Origin of the sequence: Desulfitobacterium dehalogenans ATCC 51507 (assembly GCF_000243155.2) — a bacterium.
Classification (GTDB): domain Bacteria; phylum Bacillota; class Desulfitobacteriia; order Desulfitobacteriales; family Desulfitobacteriaceae; genus Desulfitobacterium; species Desulfitobacterium dehalogenans.
In genome coordinates this window covers 866,797-879,130 of record NC_018017.1, presented here as the reverse complement: position 1 = coordinate 879,130, position 12,334 = coordinate 866,797, and the positions used below count along the sequence as shown (strand labels likewise).

Annotated in this window: 15 protein-coding genes; all 15 read right to left on the bottom strand. The window is 35.6% G+C overall.

Annotated elements, in window-relative coordinates:
- Nucleotides 1–66 precede the first annotated feature (66 nt).
- The 15 genes from DESDE_RS04170 to DESDE_RS04100 all read right to left on the bottom strand — a co-directional run bounded on the left by DESDE_RS04170 (nt 67) and on the right by DESDE_RS04100 (nt 12,187).
- Nucleotides 67–564, bottom strand: coding sequence for a TIM barrel protein (locus DESDE_RS04170; protein ID WP_041917209.1), 498 nt, complete (start codon nt 562–564; stop codon nt 67–69).
- Between the two features lie 54 nt (nt 565–618).
- Nucleotides 619–1,323, bottom strand: a complete 705-nt coding sequence (locus DESDE_RS04165) for an HNH endonuclease signature motif containing protein (RefSeq protein WP_014792781.1) — start codon at nt 1,321–1,323, stop codon at nt 619–621.
- Nucleotides 1,324–1,515: 192 nt separating this feature from the next.
- On the bottom strand, nt 1,516–2,136 hold the full coding sequence (locus DESDE_RS04160) for a hypothetical protein (RefSeq protein ID WP_014792786.1): 621 nt from the start codon (nt 2,134–2,136) through the stop codon (nt 1,516–1,518).
- A gap of 358 nt (nt 2,137–2,494) precedes the next feature.
- Nucleotides 2,495–2,683: a hypothetical protein gene (locus DESDE_RS04155; protein ID WP_014792785.1), complete on the bottom strand. Its 189-nt coding sequence runs from the start codon at nt 2,681–2,683 to the stop codon at nt 2,495–2,497.
- A gap of 191 nt (nt 2,684–2,874) precedes the next feature.
- A complete protein-coding gene (locus DESDE_RS04150) occupies nt 2,875–3,672 on the bottom strand; it encodes a hypothetical protein (protein ID WP_014792784.1) in 798 nt (265 codons plus the stop codon).
- A 58-nt stretch (nt 3,673–3,730) separates the two neighbouring features.
- A complete protein-coding gene (locus DESDE_RS04145; RefSeq protein WP_014792783.1) occupies nt 3,731–4,525 on the bottom strand; it encodes a hypothetical protein in 795 nt (264 codons plus the stop codon).
- Between the two features lie 132 nt (nt 4,526–4,657).
- Nucleotides 4,658–4,912, bottom strand: coding sequence for a hypothetical protein (locus DESDE_RS04140; RefSeq protein ID WP_050981802.1), 255 nt, complete (start codon nt 4,910–4,912; stop codon nt 4,658–4,660).
- Between the two features lie 161 nt (nt 4,913–5,073).
- Complete coding sequence (locus tag DESDE_RS04135) at nt 5,074–5,676, bottom strand: hypothetical protein (protein ID WP_041917208.1); 603 nt, start codon at nt 5,674–5,676, stop codon at nt 5,074–5,076.
- A 175-nt stretch (nt 5,677–5,851) separates the two neighbouring features.
- The gene (locus DESDE_RS04130; RefSeq protein ID WP_014792782.1) at nt 5,852–6,712 is read right to left on the bottom strand and encodes a hypothetical protein; all 861 of its coding nucleotides are present in this window, start codon (nt 6,710–6,712) and stop codon (nt 5,852–5,854) included.
- A gap of 152 nt (nt 6,713–6,864) precedes the next feature.
- Nucleotides 6,865–7,569: an HNH endonuclease signature motif containing protein gene (locus tag DESDE_RS04125; RefSeq protein ID WP_014792781.1), complete on the bottom strand. Its 705-nt coding sequence runs from the start codon at nt 7,567–7,569 to the stop codon at nt 6,865–6,867.
- 158 nt (nt 7,570–7,727) lie between these two features.
- Entirely contained in the window at nt 7,728–8,561 is an 834-nt protein-coding gene (locus tag DESDE_RS04120) for a pPIWI-associating nuclease domain-containing protein (protein WP_014792780.1), read from the bottom strand.
- Nucleotides 8,562–8,697: 136 nt separating this feature from the next.
- Nucleotides 8,698–9,315 carry a bis(5'-nucleosyl)-tetraphosphatase (symmetrical) YqeK gene (gene yqeK, locus DESDE_RS04115; protein WP_014792779.1) on the bottom strand — a complete coding sequence of 206 codons (618 nt, stop codon included), beginning with the start codon at nt 9,313–9,315 and terminating at the stop codon, nt 8,698–8,700.
- Nucleotides 9,316–9,567: 252 nt separating this feature from the next.
- A complete protein-coding gene (locus DESDE_RS04110; RefSeq protein WP_014792778.1) occupies nt 9,568–9,990 on the bottom strand; it encodes a hypothetical protein in 423 nt (140 codons plus the stop codon).
- A 242-nt stretch (nt 9,991–10,232) separates the two neighbouring features.
- On the bottom strand, nt 10,233–11,498 hold the full coding sequence (locus tag DESDE_RS04105) for a hypothetical protein (RefSeq protein ID WP_014792777.1): 1,266 nt from the start codon (nt 11,496–11,498) through the stop codon (nt 10,233–10,235).
- Nucleotides 11,499–11,890: 392 nt separating this feature from the next.
- The gene (locus DESDE_RS04100; RefSeq protein WP_014792776.1) at nt 11,891–12,187 is read right to left on the bottom strand and encodes a hypothetical protein; all 297 of its coding nucleotides are present in this window, start codon (nt 12,185–12,187) and stop codon (nt 11,891–11,893) included.
- Nucleotides 12,188–12,334: the final 147 nt, after the last annotated feature.

Genomic DNA, 12,334 nt, shown 5'->3' with positions numbered 1-12,334 from the left:
TCTATTCTAAGTGTCGGCAATACGCCGTTATATGATGCGGCGCCCCCAAAGCAATACTTAAACAAACTAACCCTTTATAAATCCGTTATCCACCAGCCAGTCAATTGACGGTTTAATATCCACAGAAAGGGTCTCTATTGTCCAGAGTGCTTTTGGTGAATGTACTTTTAACAACTCTAACGTATTTAACATATCGATTTCACCCATCCAAAGGCCAAAGTGATCGTCAAATTTTCCATTGTTATTATGCAGGTGAACGTACCTAATCCTGTCATTTAGACCTTGTATCCAATTGTTAAGCTCTTTCGTGGAGTTTGCATTAACATGACCTAAATCTAAGCAAATTGAAAATTTAGGATCACCTATTGCATCAACTAATTCTTTAAGAAGGTTAAAGTCATCTTCATATACATTCTCTAGGTGGATTTCCATTGAATTGGGTTTATTAGATAAAAAGTCTGTCCAAAACTTTGTGGAATTGTCTAACCAATCTTTGGGAAAATATGTTTTAGGTATAAATCCGCGCCGTTTCATATAACGTCCCGGCAGTTCCCGAAGCATCATACTACATTCATCAATTCAAAGTTTTGGGAACTGCCTGTTATGCGAAGGCCTGACTCATACCCCAGATTCTTCTTCGGAATATATCGTAAAAGATTTCTCTTTTCCCTCTTTCTTAAGATGCTTAATCATCTCTTCATCAGATGAAAATATATTTAATTCATCAGGAATATTATTTTTTTGAAGTTTTGTATTTTTAGCAGAGCACAGTGGTATGTGTATCTCACTTAAAAATGGTAACAAATAACCAAGAATAAAGTGTCTTTGCAATTCAAACATGTCATTATCATAACCACCATTTTCGTTTCTGTGTCCATCAATATCTAAATATAATGCTCTATTCAAATTGGGTTGGGTTTTTTGAGCAGTTCTAACAATCTCGAAGATCATTTGAGCCGACTCTTCGAAACTTTCATTTTCAAATACCACATGATAAAGTGCTATACCTTTATTCTTAAGACTGTTTAGAAAATATGGATCTTTTTCAATCTCTAGTAATGCTCCATCATTAGTCATAATAGTATTTTCAACCAGTTCAAACCAATAATCTCTCATTTGCTTTATTTGTTTTCTTTTATATGGATTGCCTCCATATAAGTCATGACACGAGGAACACAAAGGTGCAGCATTATCTAATGTATCTGGGCCACCTTCCTCTTGTGGAATAATATGGTGTATTTCTACAAATGGCTCCCTACATACTACACATCTAAAAGCCGATTTTCTCTTTGCTTCTAATTTCACTTTCTCTGTAAATGACATCTACATCCTCCTCAAAAAAACCACAAATATATCACAATTAAAACTGAGTCAGGTTTTCGTATAACGTTTAGGAGTACCCGCAGCGTCTCAACCACATTCATCATCCTCTAAGTTGCGGGTACTCTGTGTTATCTGAAGGATGCCGACCCCAGACTCAGAGGTTGCCTTGGACGGCACCCCCTTGAACACTTTCTATTGCACGATATCAACAAATGAAACTTCTGTAAAAACGCTTCCATATTTACGCAAATCATTCAAATCGCTCTGTAATATACCATTTTTATCATACAGCTCAACAATCTCAATATCAGATAAAGTTTTCGAATAAATAATATAGCCCAGGCCCACATTCTCCTCAATTATCTCTCCGTTTTTAAACTTAACTAAGATGTTCTGTATATTTACAGGTTTCTTAGTGTCAGTTTCCATTTCCCATTTCGTATTATTAAAATTTCCAAATGCTATGGTGTTATTTTCATACTCCAATAAATTTACACTAAAACACATACTAATTGGTGTAAGACCAGTTGCCCTCTTCTCAATTCTCTTATCGTTATTTATTAAAAACAGCTCAGTGCACGAATGCCCATCACCTGAGTATTTTTCTGCTAAAACCAACGTTTTATTGTCTATTGGCTTCTGAGCAAGAATCTTTAAGTCTCCTCTGTTCGTTGGCTCAAACCTCTTATAGTAAGAATCAACTAAGTCATTTACGGTACTTGATTTAGACTCTGAGTGTTCAGTGCACCCTGTCAAACTCAGTAACCCAGATATAATAAGAATGCAAATTATTGATAACCGTCTTCGAATCATTCTTATATAACTCCTCCGATTTACCACAATCTTACGCGCCATGGATGGAGCGTTCTCAGGCATCTTTCAGATAACGTTTAGAAATTCCTGCAGCGTCCCAACCACATGCATCATCCTCTAAGTTGCGGGAAATTCTGTGTTATATGAAGCCCCGGGCTTCAAAGCATTTCTCTAAAAATTGAATGTTGAAAGGACTACCTTAATAACAAAATAAATCCGAGTAGCATTTCTATATAAAAAGAATGCTTATAGATTCGATTCAACATAAGAAATGCCTATAGAATTACCCCAACAAACAGAATGCCTAAAGACCAACCACAGCAAAACGAAGCCTTGAAATGCCCCAAAAATAATTCCCTTACTCTTTTCTATTGAACCTTATCAGCTCATCTATCTTATTAATTAATGCTTCATCATTCCTTGTCTTTCTCTTAAAGAATATTATTGCGCTTATCATGAAGTAAATTACCAGCCCGAAAAATGCTATGTAAAATAAAAATGTAAGTGATGCAAAGAGCCCAAAACTAAAGTGTGTTGAAGCTGTCATTTCATTCTCCTCCATTTCAAATCATACTTTATATTTATTATCTATTTTAAGATCCTAAAAGAATTCTCCGAAACCGGGGTTTCATATAACGTTCTGGGTGTTCCCGTAGCGCAATACCACATTCATATTGGCCAAGTTACGGGAACACCTTGTTATAAGAAGTGGTGCGCCCCCAGAGATTGACTAAATCCTCAAAAACCTACACGAATGAATTTAAGGAATTCCTTTCCAAAGTCGGTTATGTATAATACTGTTAATCCTTCTTTTCCCAAATCTCTATGTGTATTCCCTGTAGTTTTTGAATCGATTAACAGTGATTTTGAAATTAGATCACATATATAATACTCATATTTTCCTTCAGTCTCTAAAGTAGTTAAATCAGGTGAACACTCCTTAATCCTTTCTTTTATTACCTCTTTGCAAGATTTACTCGTTAATGTGGATACTACTGCGATAGATTCACTAGTTATATCCATGCTACCGGATCTACCAGTATCCTTAAACATCTCCAATATTTCAATTTCTACAAAATCTAGCTTCATAATTAAATCTAAATATGTTTCTCTAAAATCTGACTTATAAGTTCTTTGAATGTTACCGATTAGGATGTTTTTGAATATTTCGAGTTTATATTTGCAGTTTGTTTCAACAACACGCTTAACGATAGAAAAATAAATATCATTAAAGTTCTCAGATGTAATCTTTTCCTTATCAATATAGATCCCTAAATCTCTTATTGAATCTATAAAACTATTAGTAAAATCGTTTAACCTTTGCTGTGCAATCCTACCCCTTATCTCAAAGAGGACTTCATTTAGCGCACCGCCCGCAACGGGAATAGCAGATAAACCTGATTTCAGTACACCAATCATTAACTCTTTTGTAGTACTACTCATAATATTCCTTTCCACATCTTCCGAATAAGCTCTCTTAACCGCGCACCATTTCTTATAACGTCCTGTGAATTCCCGACGCGTCCCAACCCGCATTCATCATCCTCTAAGTGTCGAGAAATCGCTGTTATGTGTAGTGTGGCAGACCTCAAATTTATACCGTATACGTACCATCAGCTAAATACTTTATCCATTGCTCACCTGAAAATGTACAATTTCCGCACAAAATTGTAGTTCTCGGCATCTGAGCTATAATCTTCGTTATTGCAAACCATAGATCTACATCACTATCCTTATTTTCAATATGAAGAAATAGCCTACCTTCTTTATCTTCAACATGAAAAAAGAAAACACCAAAATCAGTTATCTTCACTTTATCGGTTTTCTGTAAGAACCAGCCGGAATAATCAGGATAAGAAACTTTTTCGGGTAGTTTTGCCTCACTCCCAGCAAAACGCCATGACACATTAAATCCTTCTTTTTGTAACCAACTTATCCATTCCTCAGGTAACGGAACTTCCCTTCCAGGAATGGTAGCTATATACTCCCGCTCGCTGAGCCAAGGCTTTGTGATAGACTCAATATCAAATGGCCTATTTACAATTAACTCTTCACAGATAAGCGTTACAATTTCGGGAATATCGAATTGAATGCCCATACCATCATCTAAAAGCTCAATGCCCTGCATGCAATGTTCTGGATTAAAACAAGTCTTATCATCATAAGTCCACAATTTAATACCGCAAGCTTTAATAGTGAACTCTCTGACCGTACGAGGATTTCCTGCTCGGTAATCTCCCGCAATCTGATAGCCAATTCTAATATGGACTGACGAAAGTTTATTATCTGATAAGACTTCACTATTAAGCTCAGTTATATAACCATCCTCAAACCAATGGTTTTCTTCTAGAAAAGATTTCAATTCAGCCCGAGAGTTAATTCGTATCATCTATTCACTCTCCAAAAATTATCTCCGTAAGCCACATTACACATAACGTTTTGGGTATTCCCGGCGCGTCCTAACCACATGCATCATCCTCTAAGTGTTGGGAATGCCCTGTTATGTGCAGTATTGGCGCTTTCATACTTCAAGAGCGTCTTCTAAAAATTCAGATACTATAAGCCTCTCTCTTTTTACGTACACTGGCCCTTGAGGCGCATTAGTTGTATCTTTTACTGGGATAGGGTTAGTAAGTTTTTGCGCATTGCCCTTAAAAAGAATCATATATTTGCCGGTGTCTTTATATGGCTTTATTTCATGTACCTCCGCAATATAAGTCACTGCACTAACGGGCACAACTTGATAAGCTGCAGTATACTTTATTCGATCTTTCATGGCTGCACCTATGCGAATAGCGTACCATTGAGAATTGTTTAAGAACTCAGTCTCAAATCCTTCTTCCTTAGCCGGAACTACAATGGTATCTGAATCGGCCCGCCTTTGAAGTCTCTTATTTCTATCAAGGTTAGCAACGTTTTTTGTTTTACTACTAAGGATTATTTCTGGTTCTTCATAGTCTTAATATAAAGTATCAAATTCATATGCAAATTGTCCGTGGTAGAAACAAAACACTTCACTTCTAGTACAGATATATCGGCATTAATCTTTTCTAAAACCCGATGTAATTCTGGTCGTGCTTCATCTATTAGAACCAATCCTTTGAACTCGTTGTAGACAACCTTATCTAAGTAGTGATCAATGTTTCGGCTATTAGATGCTTTGCATCCTTGTTCGAGCCTTTTCAATTTATCTGGGTCCTTACTGATATGATTCATTAGAAATCCACGGATCGATGTTTGACTCTCTTCGAAACTCGTAGCAAACTTTAGCATTTGAATTCCGATATGTTTGAATGGATCATGCTTAACTATTTCATTTTCTATAACGTAAAGCTTAGGATCTCCTGCACTAGTCATATCAATCAAATAACCATCTGGAATACTCGCTACATTTTTACTCTTCATCACTTTCTTAATGTCCAAGTAGATTGTTTGTGGCCCAAAGACGTAGTCGCTTAATTTGACAACTACTTGCTCAAACTCATCTTCCTTTTCGAATGTGTAATTACTTAGAACATCGTTTCCAACAAGTAAAGCCATTTATATCACCTCGTTTTAATCCATACTGCCAATATTGCACATAACGTCTTGAGAATTGCCGAAGCGTCCCAACCACATGCATCTTTGCAAAGTTTCGGCAATTCTCTGTTATGTAAAGTCGCGCGCCCCCAAACTCAGAGGCCGACAGGACGTCGGCCCCTTAAACCACCCAAAATCATACTTTATCAATAATTTCATTAATCACATTCGATAATGAAGATGATGGACTCTTTTTCTGTCCAAAATCCCACCCTTTGTATGCAGTAAAAACACTTTCAGGGACAAAATCACCCTCTTGAGTTTTCTTACTCTTGATAATACCTATCATTTCCTTGAATTCTTGAGTACCCTTGGCATACTCAAAATTCACCAAAACACGAACAACGTGAACGATATCAAACCAATGAGTAGGATATTTTAACTTTCTAAAATTCTTTCCCATTCCAAACATATAAATTTTCCGTTCATTACTTATCCGCCAATGATAAAGCATTGCATTTATACCATTTTTGACAAACTGCTCATTATGATACTCTGGTAGAAGTGAGAAAACCTTTAAAGCATATAGGGTGGCTAATGGACAATGATCTTCCTTTCTGCCAGGTCCCCTAAATTTCTCAAACGAGCTTTTGCACCGCCAACCATTTTCATCGCTAACACTAATCAAATAGTTTATAGCCTTTATTACTCGGTCATCTTTCCCATATCCCATCTTTATGAGGAAGTAAAGAAGCAATGGAAAATCACATATCATCCATCCTAATTCTGGTAATCCAGTTCCCCCATAGTTTGTTGATATTTGTATTTGAGATAAAAAAGCCCCTTCACAACTTTGATTAGACAATATTTTCTCTGCTATTTGCTTAATGCCCTCATCCTTTGTATCATAGCCAGTATCTAGCAGTAGCCCAATCCTATGTATAAAATGATTAACGTCATTATGTCTTGAAATCGGCTCTCCATCATATGTTATACAAAAATCATATATTTCTTTAACCTTATCACTTTGTAAATTCAAAAAATCACTTTCTTTCATTTGAATCTTCAACGCATCTTTATAATTAATCCGCCACACGATGTGGCGGTTCGTGCGCGCGATTTTATATAACGTCCCGGCAGTTCCCGAAGCATCATACTACATTCATCAATTCAAAGTTTTGGGAACTGCCTATTATGCGAAGGCCTGACTCATACCCCAGATTCTTCTTCGGAATATATCGTAAAAGATTTCTCTTTTCCCTCTTTCTTAAGATGCTTAATCATCTCTTCATCAGATGAAAATATATTTAATTCATCAGGAATATTATTTTTTTGAAGTTTTGTATTTTTAGCAGAGCACAGTGGTATGTGTATCTCACTTAAAAATGGTAACAAATAACCAAGAATAAAGTGTCTTTGCAATTCAAACATGTCATTATCATAACCACCATTTTCGTTTCTGTGTCCATCAATATCTAAATATAATGCTCTATTCAAATTGGGTTGGGTTTTTTGAGCAGTTCTAACAATCTCGAAGATCATTTGAGCCGACTCTTCGAAACTTTCATTTTCAAATACCACATGATAAAGTGCTATACCTTTATTCTTAAGACTGTTTAGAAAATATGGATCTTTTTCAATCTCTAGTAATGCTCCATCATTAGTCATAATAGTATTTTCAACCAGTTCAAACCAATAATCTCTCATTTGCTTTATTTGTTTTCTTTTATATGGATTGCCTCCATATAAGTCATGACACGAGGAACACAAAGGTGCAGCATTATCTAATGTATCTGGGCCACCTTCCTCTTGTGGAATAATATGGTGTATTTCTACAAATGGCTCCCTACATACTACACATCTAAAAGCCGATTTTCTCTTTGCTTCTAATTTCACTTTCTCTGTAAATGACATCTACATCCTCCTCAAAAAAACCACAAATATATCACAATTAAAACTGAGTCAGGTTTTCGTATAACGTTCTGGGATTCCCGACGCGTCCGAACCACTTGCATCATCCTCTAGTGTCGGGAATCCAGTGTTAGACGACGTATTCGCACTCTTTAGCACAACTAAACATAGAATTGTGAATTATCGACTTCAATATCTTCAGCACTAATATCAAATTCGAGAGGGGTTTCTACATCTATTTTTAGCGAAATATTAAATGGATACGAATCCTCCATTCTTAAACCGTCTCCACGTCTATAATCCCCATCTGAACCGTATTGATGCTCAATATCTACGCTTCCACAAATTGTAACATGGATATATTCATTATCGATTGATTCAATAGATATATTCTCTATCGAACTTCCTTCAATCCAATAATGCGTAGCTAACACATCTAATTCTTGTATTACATCAGATATTAAAGCCAGATTAATAACTTTCCATAAACGCATCTCATAAGCCGAAATTATTTCTTCTCGAAGACCATCTATAGAATCCAAGAATATATTCAGAGCATTAAGTGAGTTTAATACAAAGTTATCACCAACTTGAGAATCTATATTATAAGTTTGCTCTTCGATGTGAGTATACCTATTTAGGTTCTCAACTACACTTTTCATAGTTCTCCAAATTCTACCCAAATCAAAATTTAATTCTGTCACAATAAAGTCATCATCGAGTCCGCCTTTAATTGCATAAAATACCCTTTGCTTACGCGAAATTCCTTTTGGCTTATCTGTTTCATTTTTATACCATTTGCAAAGCAAAACATTTTCATCTGGAGCTAACCTAGTAAAGATATGCCTAGTTAATTCACGAAAGCTATATGCAAAGTTATTATAACGTAAGGGATTTGCGTAGTCGGTTAAACCTGTAATAGATGCTTGAAACAAACTTGCTTCAAAGTTAGCATCGAGTCGTTTGCTTATAGAAAAAACAAGATCACTTAACACTTTCTTCACTCCTACCTAGCATATAACCCCAAAGCGAATATGTCGTCTAACGTTCAGGAATTCCCGCAGCGTCCTAACCACATGCATCATCCGCTAGTTGCGGGGAATTCTGTGTTAGATGAAGGTCCGTCTTACGTCATGCATAATCTCCTATTTCATAGTTATTCCAAGCATCAATTAGCCATGGATGTATAGAGTCCAATTTATCCTTCTGGTTCCAATTCCAAGTTAAGAAGCAACTGACTGCCTCGTCAAGAGATTTTTCAAGTGCCTTCTCAAGTTCAGTCCTAAACGGAGAGTGTTCTTGATCCCAAGACATTTTATCTGCAAGGAATAATACTTTATCAAGTGTAGTTGCATTAGCACATAGTGTTGTATGGCAACTAATAGCATGAAGGAGACCGTCATTTTTTACTTTAAAAACATTTTCTGCAATTGCTGCTGACAATTTACCATGAATCAAATATGGTACCACTTTCTCAGCAGTAACCGGTTCTATACCCAATTCAATAGAGGTTTGTAGCATTTGAGACGTTGGCAAAATCAAACTAATATCATGTAGTAGTCCTGCACAATATGCGAGTTCCAAATCAACATTATAAATTTTGGCTAGATGCTGGGCTGTAATAGCAACTGTTAAAACATGTTTAGCTACGTCTTGTCGCCCATGATGATTAAGAAGGCCTAATGCATCAGAAGTAATATCTTCAGATAGTAAAAACCCTCCAAAGATATTTGATAACGATTTATGCATCGAAAAACCTCCTATTAGTTGCTAGGACTTTCATTTAACGTCTCGAGGAGTCCCGCAGCGTCATACTACATTCATCATCCTCTAGTTGCGGGACTCCTCTGTTATATGACGTTTCCTGCCCCGCGAAGCCAGAGCGCCATGGAAGGCGCGCCCCTAGGTGTTCAAGCTGTCGCACATTATAAGAAGAAGTCATAACTAAAATGCAAATTATGTTCGTAATCCTACTTCAAATCTGATTTTATTGCTTTTACTTTAGTCAACTAATAAATCAGAGAAAAACATACCTTCGATTATATTTACAAAAATAGTTCCGTTATCGTCTTTAATGGTATAGCCTTTGCCTCCCCAATATACAGTATCTTTATTCGCAAAAATATCCACCTTTTCACCGTTTTTTAAGTGATATGTAATAGTTATAAACGGAGCTTCTTGTTCAGGCGTCCCTAATTGATAATTCAAAAAATTTAGCATATTTACAGTCTTTTCGATATCTTCGTATTCAGTAAATGTCCGTATATCATCAGTCAAATTAGTGTCAGCTATCTCAATGTAAGAAACATCTTCCTTTTTGGGCTGCCCAATTAATGGAACACCATGCAACCAAAAGAAACCAATAGAAACGAATACCATGCTTAAAACCACTGGAAGAATATACTGCTTGATTATTTTTTTCATCTTTTCACAACCTTAAAAAAACAAAACTATTCTACTGCACATTTTCTACAAGTACGAAATTAAGTTCTCGTCTAAATTCCGCCATGGACGGCGGGCGGTCTTGCAGGAAATGGCATATAACGTCCTGGGTGTTCCCGTAGCGTCAAAATACATACATATAGACTAAGTTACGGGAACACCTTGTTCTACGAAGTCCCACGCTACTCGAAGCCAAAGCCAAATTGATGACGTTACACATTAATCTATTGCGCTATACTTTTAATCAAGTCAAGCAATTTCTTAAATCTGTTTTCTTTACTAACAGAATTTTCTATTTTCTTGAAATATCCAAGTTTCTCCAAGTATGGTTTTAGTTCGAGGGTGTTTAAAATTATTATCTCGTAGTTATCTCCACCAAAATATAAGCACTTACGAAGGTTACTATATGTTTTCTCTTCAAATTTCTTTGAATGATAGTAAAGTGCAGCATAATAATATTTACAAGCCTTTTCTTTATGCTGATTTTCGATTAGCTCAATAATATATAAGCAGATGTACGAACCAATGGTATAAGGTAAGAATACAACTGTAATCATACGCTGAATGAAATTATCTGTAATTGCCGAATCAAGATTTCCTAACACTTTAGTTAATTCTGATAAATCTTCAGGTTCAATTTTAAAAGTTTGTATAAAATGGATGAAGTAATTCCGAATCTCCTCAGTAAATAGAAAAAGGGTAATTGTTGCTATTGAAAAAGCAACACTAAGAACCTTAAAAGAGCTTTTTGTTTTGGAAAGTGTATAAGCTGGTCTTATTAGTATTATTGTGATTTGAATTAACAAGGATACAACGACACTCATCCATATAAATGGATAATATTGAGGTATATATATTGCCAAGAGTATTAGACTTTCCTCCCCCAATGGAGGTAATGTAGAGACACTGCCCATGTTTATTATGTAATTTAAAACAAATGCTACAGCTACAATTATATATAACAGCGATATAATTCCTACAAGGGTCGAACTATATATAAGAAGAATAGTAGCAAAAATACTGCAAAATCTTAACATCAAATATATAGCAAATATTATTAATAGGATATACATAAGTACATTTGTAATATTTGCAGTTTGCCATTCTGGTAGTAATAATGAAAAAATTAGAATTAAAGAGTATATCATACCCAGTAACATCCCGACTGTATGTGCTCGTTTTCTCTGATCTTCATTTTTATTATTTATTTCAAAACCCACAAGGGAATTGATATTCTTGTGAGCACTATGAATCGAACAAATAAATTTATAATTTAAATAAAAAAAACTCATTAGAAATATGGAGAATAAAAAAATAAACGTAGGTTTTGTTTTAAATAATGAAAAGATAAACAAACCTAGAAAAGAGAATATTAAATGCCCCCAAACTCCTGCTTTGATAAATAGTAAATCAAGAAGCTTTTTCCATGCTTTTGTCAAAAAACCTAAAACTTTGAGCCCAGTAGATAATACTTTGAATATAGTTGCCATATAACACCTCCTGTATACTTGAATTTTAAGATTAAATTAAAAAGCACGGCTACACCGCCGGAATTTTCAAACAACTTAACGATATGCTTTTTGTATACTAAAGTACCCACTCTTCAAACTTACATTGCCTTGCAGTATTAAGTACTCATAAGCGTTTGAACACAGCTATGTGGGATTTCGTAGAACATCCGAGGAGTCCCGCAGCGTCCTAACAACATGCATCATCCTCTAGTTGCGGGACTCCTCTGTTCTACGACGTATCGTGCCCCCAGACTCAGCAGTGCCATGGACGGCGCTCCCTTGAGCAGAGTCAAAGATTTCTGCGGCATAAAAAATAATAAGAAGTAGTATGATGCTGATAAGCATAGACTAACGCCGGGATAATGTAAAATTTATTGAGATTTCTTTCTTTCATGATAAGGCATTTTAGTAATTATGATTGGAGTGCTTAAATCAACATTTGGCAGTTGCTGTGGACCAGCTTTATCTGGCAGAGACAGAGCTTTTTGAGCCCCTGCGGGCAAAGGATCGTATATGGAATTTCTGATAATAACTTTTCGTTTTAACTGTCCGCTTTCTACAGATAAAGTACTTTGATCCTTTTCTTTTACACTTACTTCTACATTACTACAAACTAAAACTGAACTTAATACCAAAACCGAAGCTGTTAAAATCATAGTTTTTATCAAATTTTCTCACCCCCAAAGTAATACCCTCATTACTATATATAATGACTATAGGATGAACTATCACTTATGACTCCTTACCACGGGTATCCAAATTTCTAGGGTTCTTCAATTTTTTGTTTGCCATATGTAAAACACAATATCAATTCA

Bases quoted from the DNA above. Each gene is read 5' to 3' on its own strand.
- DESDE_RS04130 (WP_014792782.1), bottom strand. From the start codon at position 6,712: ATGAAAGAAAGTGATTTTTTGAATTTACAAAGTGATAAGGTTAAAGAA.
- DESDE_RS04105 (WP_014792777.1), bottom strand. From the start codon at position 11,498: ATGGCAACTATATTCAAAGTATTATCTACTGGGCTCAAAGTTTTAGGT.
- DESDE_RS04145 (WP_014792783.1), bottom strand. From the start codon at position 4,525: ATGATACGAATTAACTCTCGGGCTGAATTGAAATCTTTTCTAGAAGAA.
- DESDE_RS04165 (WP_014792781.1), bottom strand. From the start codon at position 1,323: ATGTCATTTACAGAGAAAGTGAAATTAGAAGCAAAGAGAAAATCGGCT.
- DESDE_RS04110 (WP_014792778.1), bottom strand. From the start codon at position 9,990: ATGAAAAAAATAATCAAGCAGTATATTCTTCCAGTGGTTTTAAGCATG.
- DESDE_RS04150 (WP_014792784.1), bottom strand. From the start codon at position 3,672: ATGCGGGTTGGGACGCGTCGGGAATTCACAGGACGTTATAAGAAATGG.
- DESDE_RS04160 (WP_014792786.1), bottom strand. From the start codon at position 2,136: ATGATTCGAAGACGGTTATCAATAATTTGCATTCTTATTATATCTGGG.
- DESDE_RS04170 (WP_041917209.1), bottom strand. From the start codon at position 564: ATGATGCTTCGGGAACTGCCGGGACGTTATATGAAACGGCGCGGATTT.
- DESDE_RS04140 (WP_050981802.1), bottom strand. From the start codon at position 4,912: ATGAAAGATCGAATAAAGTATACTGCAGCTTATCAAGTTGTGCCCGTT.
- DESDE_RS04125 (WP_014792781.1), bottom strand. From the start codon at position 7,569: ATGTCATTTACAGAGAAAGTGAAATTAGAAGCAAAGAGAAAATCGGCT.
- DESDE_RS04155 (WP_014792785.1), bottom strand. From the start codon at position 2,683: ATGACAGCTTCAACACACTTTAGTTTTGGGCTCTTTGCATCACTTACA.
- yqeK (WP_014792779.1), bottom strand. From the start codon at position 9,315: ATGCATAAATCGTTATCAAATATCTTTGGAGGGTTTTTACTATCTGAA.
- DESDE_RS04135 (WP_041917208.1), bottom strand. From the start codon at position 5,676: ATGGCTTTACTTGTTGGAAACGATGTTCTAAGTAATTACACATTCGAA.